Genomic DNA, 12,625 nt, shown 5'->3' with positions numbered 1-12,625 from the left:
TGATGGGGCAATCATTAATTTTTAGTAATTTGATCTAAATCTACCAATTCCGCCATATGCTGATTACCACGGTCATTAGGATGTAAATGATCTCCAGAATCATAAATTGGATTTAATCGATTGGGATGCTTTGGATCTTTTAAGCCTTCATCAAGATCAAGTACACCATCAAATGTATGACTGGTTCTTATCCAGTGGTTAATGCGCTGACGTAATTGATCTTTGTTGGGTTGATAATAATTATCTAAAGGGGTATTAGGCAAAGCACTAGAGAACGGAAGTAAGGTTGCACCAATTACCTGAATACCTTGCTTGTGAGCTTCATTTACAACACGTTGATAACCTTTAGTTAAGGCTTCAAAAGAAGGTATTTGCTGTTTAGGAGCAAACGCTGTGCCGGGCCATGAAATATCATTTATACCAATTAAAACGATTAAAGTTTTAACATCTGTATATTGAAATATTTCATTGTTTAAACGTTTTAAAACACTATCGCCCATACCATCGGTAAGCAATCGATTTCCTGAAATTCCGCTATTAATTACCGCTACTTGATGGGGAGATAAACGCTTAGCCAAAAAATCGGTCCATCTCGTATTCGCATCTAAGGTTGCAGTCGCTCCATCGGTAATTGAGTCTCCAATAACAGCAACCACCTGAGCTTTCTCTTTGGGTTTTACCTCGATTGCAGACAGTAATAATCGTGCTGTTGTAGTTTTTGCATTCGTAGGCGCATTTAAATTTGTTGTCTGATTTCCACTAATGAGCCAACTGGTTTGTTTGGCATCCCAATGAAATGTTTTAAACGTTGTAGGCTTTTGAATAAAGCTATTCACCACCAATTGAGCATGATCGGGAACAGCTAACTTGATTGGATCACTCACTAGTTGTTTGCCAGGTAAAATTTTTGCTTTAAGTTGACCAGAAAAATAAACGGAATAGGTGCTCTTAGATTTTGGAGTTACTGCGTTCGCTAAACCAATCGTTGTTTGATCAATATAAAGCGGTTGCTCGCCATATTGATTGGTAAAAACAAGCCGAACAGCTTCACCACCTAAACTAATTTGGCTTACCTGCCTAATTGTTTGGTTGGATATTTGCTCTGGAATGAGTGTCGGAAAAACGAAATCTTTATTCCAGACTTTTTGGGGGCTGGCAGACCAAGTGGTAATCCAATGGTTCTTTGGTACTTCTGCTTGTGCAACGCTCGTAAATAAAACCAGAGAAAATAGGGTAGCTTGAGAAAGTTTCATCTCGTGAACTCTTTGAAACGAATTAAAGTTATCTTGAAATAAATTGATGCCTTGTTATAGCGGGCTAAGCGGAATAAGATTTGTGAATACAATTCATAAATAAATTTTGTTATGTCTTATTTTGATATTAATCGATCTGGCGAGTTGGCAATTTTTATACGTGTAGTCGAGCTTGGAAGTTTTTCAGCCGTAGCACGAGCATGTGATATGACGCCGTCTGCGGTCAGTAAGTTAATTTCCCGTTTAGAAAAAAGACTTGGTGTCAGGTTATTGAACCGTTCAACACGTCAGTTTCAGCTTACCAGTGAAGGGTGTCAGTTTTATGAGCAAGGCCTTCAAATACTCAATAATTTAGATGAACTTGAACAATCTGTTACTGCTCACCATAAACCGCAAGGGCGAATTAGGATCCATACCAGCTTTTCATATTGGACTCACTTTTTATTGCCTTGCATTAGTTTGTTTAATCAACGCTACCCGGAAATTGAATTAGAAGCTCATTTGAGTGATGAAGTAATTAACTTAGTTGAACAAAGAATTGATGTTGCGATTCGAACAGGACCTTTGAAAAGCTCCAATTTGGTAGCTCGCTCACTCGGGAGTACACATAAATATTATGTATGTTCACCTACATATATTGAAAAGTATGGTTGTCCCAAACATCCGGATGAGTTACATGCACATCGGCTTTTAGATGTAAGTTATCAACGCCAGAACAAAACCTGGTTATTCAAAAAAGCAACTCAGGAAATTAACTTAACGCCATCTAAAGTTTTAAAAGTAAATCAGGGTGAAGCAATTTTACAGTTAGCACTGGCAGGCGTTGGTATTGCTCAGCTGAATGAATTTCAAATTCAAAAAGCAATACAGCAAAAGCAACTCATCAAGATTCTTGAAGACTGGAATATTCATGCTTGTGAAGAATTCCATGCTGTCTGGATTGGTCATGATAAATATGTTCCAAATCGTGTTCGCGCATTTTTAGATTTTTTGGTAGAGCATGCTCCTATACAGTAACTCATTGTTTCCTTGCACTAAATTGGCACTGTTGCATAGTTTTATTCATTGTTTCTACAAAATTCATTTTAGTATCAATATTCTGCAAGCTCACTTTTGGTAAGCTTTCTACAAATTGTGGTGAATAGTGCTGCTCTAACGAGCTATAGATACAATTACACTGTGAAAGGTCATGTCCCGCCCCAACACAACGTGTATTAAATTCATTTTTACTCATGGGTCTGCAGCCCATCAGATTTAAAACACTGAGTGTAACAAGGCTCACCAAAACAAAACGATAGAGAAAAAACATTGTTGTTACTCTGCATGGGTTGTTGTTATCGTTAAGTGATGTTGATAGAAGTTCTAATCTTTATGTGGTATTTGAATACTTAAAACTTTTAACCCAAACTTATATAAAAAGGGTAGAAAAAAGATTTAAGTAAACGATTTTTGAACTCTATTAGAAAGTTTTTATTTTTGAGAAATGGGTACGATCTCTAAAAATGCTTGAACAAATAAAAAATGCCGAATGTAAGTAAAATCAATAAAAGTACGTAAAAAATATAGAATAATAGTCATGAGTGACTCCTTGATTAAAAGAAGTTATGCCCACTCATTGCTAATCATTATGGTGGCGAAACGAAAGAGGGTTAGCAGACTGATACCTAAGAAACCAGCACACCCGAAGGTGTCCCACTCTCGTTCCTCCATCAAAGGCACGAGGGGCATCACACCAAAAAACGTGTTTTTTAGTGCACTTAGGTAGACGGTCTGCTAAAACCGACTGACAAAATTGGTCAGCGCGAGCATCATAAGCTGAGCATTGGGGTGGGTCAATTGCAAAAATAAAAGATTGATTTATATAATTTGATATAAATATTTGCCTGTTTTTATTTAGAAAATAGAAAAATTAAAAAATATAATGTGTATATAACTGTTTTTTATTTCACCTTTGGAGTTGTTTTTTAATCTTATATATCAAATATTTATTAATTGTTTATTTGTATAGTATGTCAATGTCGTTAATTAGATGTATCGTTTGGCTAAACTATTTAATAATTCGATTTTTATAACCTAGACGATGTAGTATAAACACTGCATGCCAAAAAATAACCAAAATTTCAATTGCAAGAAATGTAATTTTATTAATCATATTTTTGGGTTTTTACAAAAGCTTGCATAATCTACAAAAGTTAAGAGAACCACTGCGGTAGGCCAACATAAGATAATGTTATTCATAAACCTACATTTTAATATTTATAAAGGTGATTTAAATGGTAAGAATATTTTGTGCAGTAAGTATGGTGCTGGCAATTGCTATGGGCATGAGTGCTTGCCAAGACCGTAATTCAAAAAATGATGGCATGCATGGAGCAAGTGATCCAGCGACCTCTCATGATATGAATAAAAACTCGTAATAAATTAGTTTTTACTAAAAAAGCCTACTTTATAAGTGGGCTTTTTTTATCGTTATTTTATCTAAAGAATATAACTTAACAAGTAATCAAATATTTTAAAATAAAATATAAATCAATAATTTATGTTGTTTAAATGACTGGGATTTTTAGTGTTACTGAATTGTTGTAAAATGAATATATCTTTTCAAAAAGTTAATAAAACAAACACAATAGCTTACTTATATTCATCCAAAATTCATTTTAGTAATAATGAACTATAAAGGTAAGGATATGCCCCAATATTTAAAAATAGCTGAGAAAATATATCAAAATGTTAAAGAAAAAAAAGGTTTTACAGATGATCCAATGGAAGATCTTAACAACTTGATGATCGAACTCAGACAGGAAATTAAGGGGACAAAGTTAAAGCTTTTATATAATTATATTGATTTTGCCGAAATACTTATTAAGCCCTTGCAAGAGTCAAAAATTAAATTGGATTTAAGTCTTATTCCTAAAAGTAAGAATACTCAAGAATTTGTACTCTGGCTTGCTGGTTTTATTGAGCGGATTACTACGGGTGGACAAGAGAAATTACCCCCAATTCGAGCTAAAATTACTTTACCCGCCTATGCTTACGAAGAAACTTACCCCTCGCAGAAAAAGCCTGTAAATAATGGGGAAGAAATAATTGAATATTTTAAAAAAAATCAAAGTTGATTTTGAGGAAAAGCCTGACCAGATTAACTGAGTCAGGCTTTATGTTTGATAGGACCTTTATGTTTAGTGATATTTAAGGTAGTACGTATGTTTGTATATTTTACAGATGGAACTTGCATTAATGATTCTGAAATTTATGGCGTAAAAGCTAAGCACGAGCAAAATAAATATGTAGTGGAGGTGACTATTAAGCCGACCCATGTACTCACTACAACCGTGAGCGTACAATTTAAGAAAGAAGTTTTTGATGATCCAAATTTAGCAAATCAGTACCTTAATCATAATTTTAATATGCCACCATATTTTTAAAACAATAAAAAAGCCTATTTCCCAGGGCCAATAGGAAATAAGCTTATAGCTTTGGACCAGTTGAGAATGTTACATATCATCCCATGCATCTTTAATCGCTTGTTTAGCGTGTTCCCATTTAAGGCGGGACTCGGCTTTTAGCTCTTCCCATTTTTGCTTTAAGCTACCTTCCATATCTTCAAACTGAGTTCCTTCTTTAGATTCAGAACGAGCCCGATGACCAAGTTCATAAGCTGCAGAAAAATCACGATCATAATCTAGATCTGGTGTAGTTAATTGCGCTTCTTGATAATAAGGACGAGTAAGATAGCTTTCACGCCAGCGAGAGTCAGAATAGTTATGATCGCCAGCTACCAGTTGAGCATGATCTGTATTTTGATCTGTCATCAGAATTCCCTCATATTTTATTGAATTTTATGTTTATATTTTGATTTAGGAAGGTGCTTTCACCTTCCTAAATGATTGACCGCATCAAAGAACAACTAAAAACGATTAGCGTTGTTGGTTGTTATTTGAGTTTTGTTGGCCAGAATCTTTTTGGTTAGATCCTTGTTGTTGGCCGCGGTTATCATTTTGCTGTTGCTGCTGATTATTTTGTTGCTGTTGATCGTTTTGCTGTTGGTTACCGTGTTGCTGTTGATTACGGTTGTCATTTTGCTGTTGTTGTTGCTGCTGATTATTACGTTGATTTGCTTGATTATTAGTAGTGCTCATTTTTTAATACCTCATATCAATTATGACGATGTGTTTTATCTGAGAGCTTCAGATAGGTTTATTAAAACATGTAGATTTTAAATGTGTAGGGTAGGGGTGTTACCCTATATTTAACTGTAAATTTAAAAGTTGAATAAATTGCTGATTTTTAATATAAGTAATTTTTTAGAATAAACATTATTAATATGAATGTTTAATAAATTACATTTTAGTACACAACATTTAAAAAAGATAATAAATATGTCTAAATGTATATTTGTTATCTTTTATATAGGTTAAGGTGTTTTTTTATCTAATATAATAAATTTTATATCTTGAGTAATGTAGTAAGTCAACTTTCTAAGCTTTAAAAAAGCAGGTCCTTTTAATACACGCCTAAAATTATAAAAATTATTTTGATAATATATTGAATAAAAGAACGTTCCTACTGGTTTTTCTTGTGTTTCGGAACCCCCTTTTTTGAGTAGACCCGTACATGCAACATACATATCTGCATGTAAAAGTTCTTTTCCTTTATTAATCATTTCAACAGTTACTTGCATTGATTCTGCTGTATATTTTTCAATAAGTTCTTCTGAAATATGTAGGGTATTTTCTTTGACACGAAGATCATAACTCACAAGGCTTCCAATCAATATATCCCCCGAATAAGGGCTCAAAGAGAAGCGGTAAGCCAGATAGCCGGCAGAAGCACTTTCAAAAAAAGCAATTTTAATTTTTTCCTTAGCTAATAATTTACAACATGAATTAAACATTTTAATTCTCCCTTAAATTGTTTTTAAAATGTTATAAAAATATATAACTATTTGCTTTGTTATTTTTTTAATGTTTATAATTTTGATGGTGAAACTAATGTAAGTTTAGATTAAGTTTTGCAAATTTTATATAAAAACAGCAGCTTAAATAATTCTAAAAGTTTAAATGTAATTTTGCGTTAGTAATTATGTTATTGAAATATTTTAATTTTTAGGTTTGATCTTAATTTTTAATAACGCAAAATAACAAAGTTAAAACTTGATTATAGTTAGGGTGACGTATGGTAATTGATATCTCACAAACGGAGAATGAAAATGCCTGTTGTAGTGAAAAAAAGATTATTAGACTTATTACAAGATAATCAACAAAATTATTATGAATTGTTTGTTTTTTTTCTTGACCCTGATGTTTCAAGTTTTGAGAAAGAGAAAAAGGCAAGAGATTTTCTTATTAAAGAAATAGATAAACTAGAGATGACGGAAATAGATTTTCCTTCAAGTATCTATTCGATTAAAGAATGGTGTGAAAACGATAATAAAAAAAATTGTCAGGAATTTCAGGCATATTTAAATCGTAGACAAGATGGTCATGGTAGAGAGTATTTTCAGAATGTTGCTCAGGCGTTTGAGTTTTTAATAAAGGTATCTCCGACCAAAAAAGTAGATGGTGCTTGGCTATATAGCTCTGTACATTACTGGAATGATCCTGTCTTTCATGAACTTATTATTACTTATCTGGAAGAGCTTGGATTAGGTGAACCGAAAGCGAATCATGTGTGTATCTATGATGATCTTTTACGTAGTCTTGGACTCGACAGTTTCGACCTGCTTTTAGAAGATGATTATTACCATCAAGCCGTAGTACAGCTTGCACTAGGGTATGCACCGCCTGAGTTTATTCCAGAAATTGTTGGTTTTAACTTAGGTTATGAGCAGCTTCCTCTGCATCTTTTAATTTCAAATTATGAGCTTGCTGAATTAGGTATCGATTCTAAATACTTTAATTTACACATTACTATCGACAATATTGACAATGGCCATGCTTATAAAGCGATTAAGGTTATTGAAGATATTTACAATAAATACAGGGATAAAGAGCTCTTCTTTACCAAGTTAAAACAAGGTTTTGCCTTGAATAACCGTGGTGAATCTTCTTCAAATATTATAAAGAATTTAAGTCTTGAAGACTTTGTTCATAAAATTTTGAAAAGAAAAGCACTTGTCGGTCAGTTAATTCATAACGAAACCAGACAGTTTGGCTGCAAAACTATTAATCAATGGTTATCAAACCCCGATGATATTGCAGGATTGATCAATCATTTAACTGAACAGAAATGGATTAAGTTTAATACCGACCCTGAACAGAGCGTGTTCTGGCGGATGATTAATGAAGAAAATGGAAAAATGTTTGGGGTATTTAACCCTGTAGAGCGTCAAATTATTCATGACTGGATCGCTGGTAGTGATCATTCTTCTAACTTCTTGGCATACAGCAGAGAACTAAAGAATAGCCAGCGTATTCAAGATTATCTGTTTAGCTATATCTCTGATGGCGAGCTTGATGCACTGCAAGAGCGCGTGCTGCAATCAAGCGATCTTGCAATAAAAATATGCAAACTTACTCCGTTTCTAGCCCCTGATTCTCATCATAAAAGTATTGGTCTTTGGAGTACTCGTAAATACGTAGAACTTCTTTTTCCTTATTTAGGGACGTTTAAAAACTAGTTTGATAAACGTTTTCAACTTCAACCCAAGTTTAACTTTCAAAACATAGGTAATGGACATGAACGACAAAACTAAATTAACTAATAAAACAAGTGAAATGGCTGGTGCCGATGCAGCAAATAAAGCCAATACTACCCAGAAAACTGAACAGTTAGACACAGTAAGAGATGATGCAACCAACGAGGCATTAACCACAAATCAAGGTGTTAAAATAGCTGATAACCAAAATAGCTTAAGAGCGGGTATTCGTGGTTCGACCTTGTTGGAAGATTTTATCTTAAGAGAAAAAATCACCCACTTTGACCATGAGCGTATACCTGAGCGTATTGTGCATGCTCGTGGTGTTGGGGCGCATGGTTATTTTCAGGCTTATGAAGGAAATGAACGTTTGACCAAAGCTGGGTTCTTAACAGACCCAACCATTCAAACTCCAATTTTTGTACGCTTTTCAACAGTGCAAGGTCCGCGTGGTTCAGCCGACACTGTCCGTGATATTCGCGGTTTTGCAATTAAGTTTTATACCCAAGAAGGTAATTTCGATTTAGTTGGTAATAACGCCCCAGTCTTTTTTGTGCAAGACGGTATTAAGTTTCCAGACTTTGTCCATGCAGTAAAACCTGAACCAGATACCGAAATCCCGACTGGTGCAACTGCACACGATACTTTCTGGGATTTTGTGTCTTTAGTGCCTGAATCTGCACATGCGGTAATTTGGGCAATGTCAGACCGTGCGATTCCACGTAATTTACGTTCAATTCAAGGGTTTGGTGTGCATACCTTCCGTCTAATTAATGCCGAAGGTAAATCACACTTTGTGAAATTTCACTGGACACCAAAACAAGGTTTAAGTGCGCTCGTATGGGATGAAGCTCAAAAACTTGCTGGTAAAGACCCAGATTTCCACCGTCGTGATCTTTATGAAGCGATTGAGCAAGGTTTTTATCCAGAATGGGAACTCGGCGTGCAGATTGTCGAAGAAGAAGATGAAATGAACTTTGACTTCGATTTGCTTGATCCAACAAAAATTATTCCTGAAGAATTAGTCCCTGTTACGCCAATTGGTCGATTTGTTTTAAACAGAAATGTAGATAACTTCTTTGCTGAAACAGAGCAGGTGGCTTTCTGTCCGGGTCATGTAGTGCCTGGTATTGATTTTACAGATGACCCACTTTTACAAGCGCGTCTATTTTCATATACAGATACCCAGTTAAGCCGTTTAGGTGGACCAAACTTCCACCAAATTCCGATTAACAAACCTGTGTGTCCATTCCATAACAATCAACGTGATGGCATTCATCAACATACCATTCATAAAGGTCAAGCTTCATATCAACCGAACTCGATCGATGGAAATTGGCCAGTTGAGACACCGCCAGCAGCATCAAATGGTGGTTTTGAAAGTTATCCTGAAAAAATTAGTGGACATAAACTTCGTCAAAGAAGTGAGACATTCTCTGATTATTTCTCACAGCCTCGACTTTATTACAAAAGCCTTGCGCCGCATGAGCAAAAACATGTGGTCGATGCCTATACTTTTGAGTTAAGTAAAGTTCAAAGAAAACATATTCGTGAGCGCCAAGTTCAACAAATTTTGGCAAATATCGACCTCGATCTGGCACGTCAAGTCGGTGCGAATTTAGGTATTGAAGTGCCGGATTTAACCTTAGATTATAAGAAAACAGCAATTGAAAAATCTGCCAAGTTGTCTTTTTTAGCTTTCCCTCCTGAAGACATTCAAGGTAGAAAAGTCGCTGTGCTTATTCATAATCTTGTGAAGTCAGATACACTTGAAGCAATTAAAAATTGGGCAATTAAAGAAGGTGTAGTTGTTCATTTACTAGCGCCGAGCTTGGCTCCAGTAAAAGACCATAAAGACAATATTATTGTAGCTGATGGTATGCAAATGGCTGAACCTTCAATAGCTTATGATGCTGTAATTGTTCCAGATGGCGATAATTTAAGTGCAGTGATGCAAGATGGTGTAGCGCGCCATTATGTACTAGAAGCTTATAAGCATTTAAAACCAATTGCATTTTTAGGCAATAAATCTGATTTGCTTGAGCCACTCGGTTTAGTTGCAGATGAAGGAACTTTGGTAGAGGATGAGTTCCAACATATTGCAGAAAAATTTAAAAATCTGATTAAAGCTCATCGTGTTTGGTCACGAGAACAAATAGCCGCACACGTACCGGCTTAAATAAAAAAGCCCTGAAAGTTGAAGCTTTCAGGGCTTTTTCTAAATGATGTTAGCGCTTAGCCATTAACAATTTGACCGCCATTTACATGAATTACCTGACCCGTAATATAACTTGCATCATCTGAAGCAAGGAAAAGGTAAGCAGGGGCAACTTCACTTGGCTGACCCATGCGACCCATTGGGGTATCTTTACCAAATTTCTCAACCGTTTCTGCATCGAAACTGCTTGGAATGAGAGGAGTCCAAATTGGCCCTGGTGCCACACCATTTACGCGAATACCTTTTTTCTGTTTCATTAAGTTGTTCGACAAGCTACGAGTAAAAGAGGTAATCGCACCTTTAGTACTCGCATAATCGATGAGCTCATCATGACCTTGATAACTGGTAATACTGGTGGTGTTTATAATACTATCACCTTCTTCCATATAAGGAATCGCTTCTTTGGTTAAATAAAACATGGCAAAAATATTTGTTTTAAATGTTTTTTCTAATTGTTCATTACTAATACTTTCAATTTCTTTTTGCTGATATTGAACTCCAGCATTATTTACTAAAATATTAATTTTTCCAAAATGCTGTAAAACCTTATCAATATTTTGTTTTGCAAGGTCTGCATCGGAAATATCACCTTTTAATAGAAGACAGTGTTGTCCTTCCTTTTCAACAAGTTGTTTGGTGATTTCAGCATCTTGATCCTCTTCAAGATACAGTACCGCAATATCGGCGCCTTCACGGGCAAACAATACGGCAACCGAACGGCCAATACCGCTATCACCACCACTAATCACGGCAACTTTGCCTTTTAGTTTCTCACTACCTTTATGAGATGCTTTAATGATTTCTGGTTCAGGATGCATCTTCTCCTGATCGCCTGGCTGATGAGGTTGAACTTGTGCTGGAACTGCTGATGGATACTCATTTGTTGTATTTTCCATGTCTAGACTACCTCTATTTAAATTTCAGTCCCTTTATAGTGATTAATCTGCACGTGAATATAAGTAAATAGTCTTTTTTAAAAAGTTGTCTTTGTTATTTTATATATAAGGATGTAAAAAAATATAACACTTAAATTTTTATTAAATAATATCCAATAATTTAACCTTGTTTTTATCAATCATACTTTCAATAATTGATCGATTACCTGTATCCTCTAACCAATTTTCTATAGGTATATAATCCGATAAATCTAAAATTTCTTTTATTACGGTTTCTGCTTCTACTATAGATTTTAATTCTGGTTTATTTTTAGCTGCTAAATTATCAAATGGTTCTTTTATATCTTCTTTCTCAATGTTTTTTGATTTAATAATATGTAAATCTCTTTGGAAAGGATGGCTTGCATGAGGTGGGTCTAATCTATAGCTCCATTCTTGGTTATAATCTTGCCAAATATTTTTAATTTGTATGTTACTAAGTAAAATTTCAGGTACAGAAATATGAATGTATTGTAGCGATGACTGAGTTTGAGGTAATTGCATGATTCATCTCTCATAAATATTATATTTTAATTTTAAATCTTGATTTTGCTCACTCAAGTAAATTTTTTCTGAAAAAGTAATTGATTATGTTATTGTTTTTAAATAATTTTAATTGTATTTTTTATTTGTTTCTTCAATTGTTAAGATGTTTTTGTTTATTATTGATTTGTACATTGTGAAAGTTTATGTTATTCACATTGATATTTTAAAGGCATTTGTAAAAATATATTATTATGTAGGATTGAGTAATAATAAGTATGGCCAGTATTTAAAAAGTAAAACTATAGAATATTTTATAAATATTTTAATTGATAAAATCTTTATTTAAATAATCATCTTAGAGTTTTTTGCGTATTTTAATTTATATACATTTAAAAAGGTTGAAACATAGCATAGGTATAAAAATATTTTAAATCTCTTATCTTAAATTTATCCGTTCAACAAAAGCGGTAGCTACTATAATTTAAATATAGGAAGATATAACTATGGCTAATACTAGATATGAAGATCACGATAACAATAGTTCAGGTACTTCAAATCGTGGATTTGCAAGTATGGATCCTGAAAGAGTAAGAGAAATAGCCAGTAAAGGTGGGCGTGCTGCGCATGCAAGTGGTAATGCACATGAATTTACTTCAGAAGAAGCTCGTGAAGCTGGTCGAGCTGCACACGCTAGTGGTAATGCACATGAATTTACCTCGGAAGAGGCTCGTGAAGCTGGTGCTTTAAGTCATAAGAATGATGATCGCAATGGTCGTGGTCGCAGCCGTTATGACGATGACGAAGATGATGATCGCGGTCGTTCAGGTGGCCGAGGCCGTAGCCGCAGTCGTTACGATGACGACGAAGATGATGATCGCGGTGGCCGTTCGAGTGGCCGAGGCCGTGGTCGCAGTCGTGATGACGATGACGAAGATGATGATCGCGGTCGCTCAAGTGGCCGAGGCCGTGGTCGTAGCCGTTATGATGATGACGATGAAGATGATGATCGCGGTCGTTCAAGTGGCCGAGGTCGTGGTCGCAGCCGTTATGATGACGACGATGAAGACGATGATCGCGGTCGTTCAAGTGGCCGAGG

Annotated in this window: 14 protein-coding genes; 7 read left to right on the top strand and 7 right to left on the bottom strand. The window is 35.0% G+C overall.

Annotated features, from left to right (window positions below; genetic code table 11):
• Positions 1 to 14: 14 nt before the first annotated feature.
• On the bottom strand, positions 15 to 1,253 hold the full coding sequence (locus tag F984_RS11220) for an SGNH/GDSL hydrolase family protein (RefSeq protein WP_004709399.1): 1,239 nt from the start codon (positions 1,251 to 1,253) through the stop codon (positions 15 to 17).
• 111 nt (positions 1,254 to 1,364) lie between these two features.
• Between F984_RS11220 and F984_RS11215 the strand changes: the two genes are divergently transcribed.
• Positions 1,365 to 2,270: a LysR family transcriptional regulator gene (locus tag F984_RS11215; protein ID WP_002048352.1), complete on the top strand. Its 906-nt coding sequence runs from the start codon at positions 1,365 to 1,367 to the stop codon at positions 2,268 to 2,270.
• Position 2,271: 1 nt separating this feature from the next.
• Here F984_RS11215 and F984_RS0103855 read toward each other — a convergent pair whose 3' ends face one another.
• The gene (locus F984_RS0103855; protein ID WP_004709395.1) at positions 2,272 to 2,562 is read right to left on the bottom strand and encodes a hypothetical protein; all 291 of its coding nucleotides are present in this window, start codon (positions 2,560 to 2,562) and stop codon (positions 2,272 to 2,274) included.
• A gap of 964 nt (positions 2,563 to 3,526) precedes the next feature.
• Here F984_RS0103855 and F984_RS22885 point away from each other — a divergent pair.
• The 3 genes from F984_RS22885 (at position 3,527) to F984_RS11200 (ending at position 4,678) form a co-directional block, all read left to right on the top strand.
• Positions 3,527 to 3,670, top strand: coding sequence for a hypothetical protein (locus F984_RS22885; RefSeq protein WP_002048336.1), 144 nt, complete (start codon positions 3,527 to 3,529; stop codon positions 3,668 to 3,670).
• A gap of 270 nt (positions 3,671 to 3,940) precedes the next feature.
• Positions 3,941 to 4,369 (top strand): hypothetical protein, encoded by a 429-nt coding sequence (locus F984_RS11205; RefSeq protein WP_001136759.1) that lies wholly within the window; start codon positions 3,941 to 3,943, stop codon positions 4,367 to 4,369.
• A gap of 87 nt (positions 4,370 to 4,456) precedes the next feature.
• Positions 4,457 to 4,678: a hypothetical protein gene (locus tag F984_RS11200; RefSeq protein WP_002048363.1), complete on the top strand. Its 222-nt coding sequence runs from the start codon at positions 4,457 to 4,459 to the stop codon at positions 4,676 to 4,678.
• 69 nt (positions 4,679 to 4,747) lie between these two features.
• Here F984_RS11200 and surA1 read toward each other — a convergent pair whose 3' ends face one another.
• The 3 genes from surA1 to F984_RS11185 form a co-directional block, all read right to left on the bottom strand.
• Positions 4,748 to 5,065, bottom strand: a complete 318-nt coding sequence (surA1, locus tag F984_RS11195) for a surface antigen protein 1 (RefSeq protein WP_002048358.1) — start codon at positions 5,063 to 5,065, stop codon at positions 4,748 to 4,750.
• Positions 5,066 to 5,170: 105 nt separating this feature from the next.
• Positions 5,171 to 5,392, bottom strand: coding sequence for a hypothetical protein (locus F984_RS11190; RefSeq protein WP_000108365.1), 222 nt, complete (start codon positions 5,390 to 5,392; stop codon positions 5,171 to 5,173).
• A gap of 275 nt (positions 5,393 to 5,667) precedes the next feature.
• Complete coding sequence (locus tag F984_RS11185) at positions 5,668 to 6,147, bottom strand: CinA family protein (protein WP_004709389.1); 480 nt, start codon at positions 6,145 to 6,147, stop codon at positions 5,668 to 5,670.
• Positions 6,148 to 6,462: 315 nt separating this feature from the next.
• Between F984_RS11185 and F984_RS11180 the strand changes: the two genes are divergently transcribed.
• On the top strand, positions 6,463 to 7,872 hold the full coding sequence (locus F984_RS11180) for an iron-containing redox enzyme family protein (RefSeq protein WP_004709387.1): 1,410 nt from the start codon (positions 6,463 to 6,465) through the stop codon (positions 7,870 to 7,872).
• A gap of 52 nt (positions 7,873 to 7,924) precedes the next feature.
• Positions 7,925 to 10,069: a catalase HPII gene (katE, locus tag F984_RS11175; protein ID WP_080631557.1), complete on the top strand. Its 2,145-nt coding sequence runs from the start codon at positions 7,925 to 7,927 to the stop codon at positions 10,067 to 10,069.
• 56 nt (positions 10,070 to 10,125) lie between these two features.
• On the opposite strand, the gene F984_RS11170 is transcribed toward katE, so the two are convergent.
• Together F984_RS11170 and F984_RS11165 are read right to left on the bottom strand one after the other, a co-directional pair.
• Complete coding sequence (locus tag F984_RS11170; protein ID WP_004709384.1) at positions 10,126 to 11,004, bottom strand: SDR family oxidoreductase; 879 nt, start codon at positions 11,002 to 11,004, stop codon at positions 10,126 to 10,128.
• Positions 11,005 to 11,145: 141 nt separating this feature from the next.
• Positions 11,146 to 11,547 (bottom strand): DUF6367 family protein, encoded by a 402-nt coding sequence (locus F984_RS11165; protein ID WP_004709381.1) that lies wholly within the window; start codon positions 11,545 to 11,547, stop codon positions 11,146 to 11,148.
• Positions 11,548 to 12,032: 485 nt separating this feature from the next.
• Between F984_RS11165 and F984_RS22940 the strand changes: the two genes are divergently transcribed.
• The coding region (locus F984_RS22940) for a KGG domain-containing protein (RefSeq protein ID WP_004709376.1) at positions 12,033 to 12,625 on the top strand (593 nt) is incomplete at its 3' end.

Source organism: Acinetobacter nosocomialis NIPH 2119 (assembly GCF_000368085.1).
Lineage (GTDB): Bacteria > Pseudomonadota > Gammaproteobacteria > Pseudomonadales > Moraxellaceae > Acinetobacter > Acinetobacter nosocomialis.
Note: the sequence above shows the minus strand (reverse complement) of the source record. Positions and strands in the feature narration are given on the sequence as shown.

What these genes read in the sequence shown, in the direction of transcription:
- katE (WP_080631557.1), top strand. Translation starts at nt 7,925, where the DNA reads ATGGACATGAACGACAAAACTAAATTAACTAATAAAACAAGTGAAATG.
- F984_RS0103855 (WP_004709395.1), bottom strand. Translation starts at nt 2,562, where the DNA reads ATGTTTTTTCTCTATCGTTTTGTTTTGGTGAGCCTTGTTACACTCAGT.
- F984_RS11180 (WP_004709387.1), top strand. Translation starts at nt 6,463, where the DNA reads ATGCCTGTTGTAGTGAAAAAAAGATTATTAGACTTATTACAAGATAAT.
- F984_RS11215 (WP_002048352.1), top strand. Translation starts at nt 1,365, where the DNA reads ATGTCTTATTTTGATATTAATCGATCTGGCGAGTTGGCAATTTTTATA.
- surA1 (WP_002048358.1), bottom strand. Translation starts at nt 5,065, where the DNA reads ATGACAGATCAAAATACAGATCATGCTCAACTGGTAGCTGGCGATCAT.
- F984_RS11220 (WP_004709399.1), bottom strand. Translation starts at nt 1,253, where the DNA reads ATGAAACTTTCTCAAGCTACCCTATTTTCTCTGGTTTTATTTACGAGC.
- F984_RS11185 (WP_004709389.1), bottom strand. Translation starts at nt 6,147, where the DNA reads ATGTTTAATTCATGTTGTAAATTATTAGCTAAGGAAAAAATTAAAATT.
- F984_RS11190 (WP_000108365.1), bottom strand. Translation starts at nt 5,392, where the DNA reads ATGAGCACTACTAATAATCAAGCAAATCAACGTAATAATCAGCAGCAA.
- F984_RS11200 (WP_002048363.1), top strand. Translation starts at nt 4,457, where the DNA reads ATGTTTGTATATTTTACAGATGGAACTTGCATTAATGATTCTGAAATT.
- F984_RS11170 (WP_004709384.1), bottom strand. Translation starts at nt 11,004, where the DNA reads ATGGAAAATACAACAAATGAGTATCCATCAGCAGTTCCAGCACAAGTT.
- F984_RS11205 (WP_001136759.1), top strand. Translation starts at nt 3,941, where the DNA reads ATGCCCCAATATTTAAAAATAGCTGAGAAAATATATCAAAATGTTAAA.
- F984_RS11165 (WP_004709381.1), bottom strand. Translation starts at nt 11,547, where the DNA reads ATGCAATTACCTCAAACTCAGTCATCGCTACAATACATTCATATTTCT.
- F984_RS22885 (WP_002048336.1), top strand. Translation starts at nt 3,527, where the DNA reads ATGGTAAGAATATTTTGTGCAGTAAGTATGGTGCTGGCAATTGCTATG.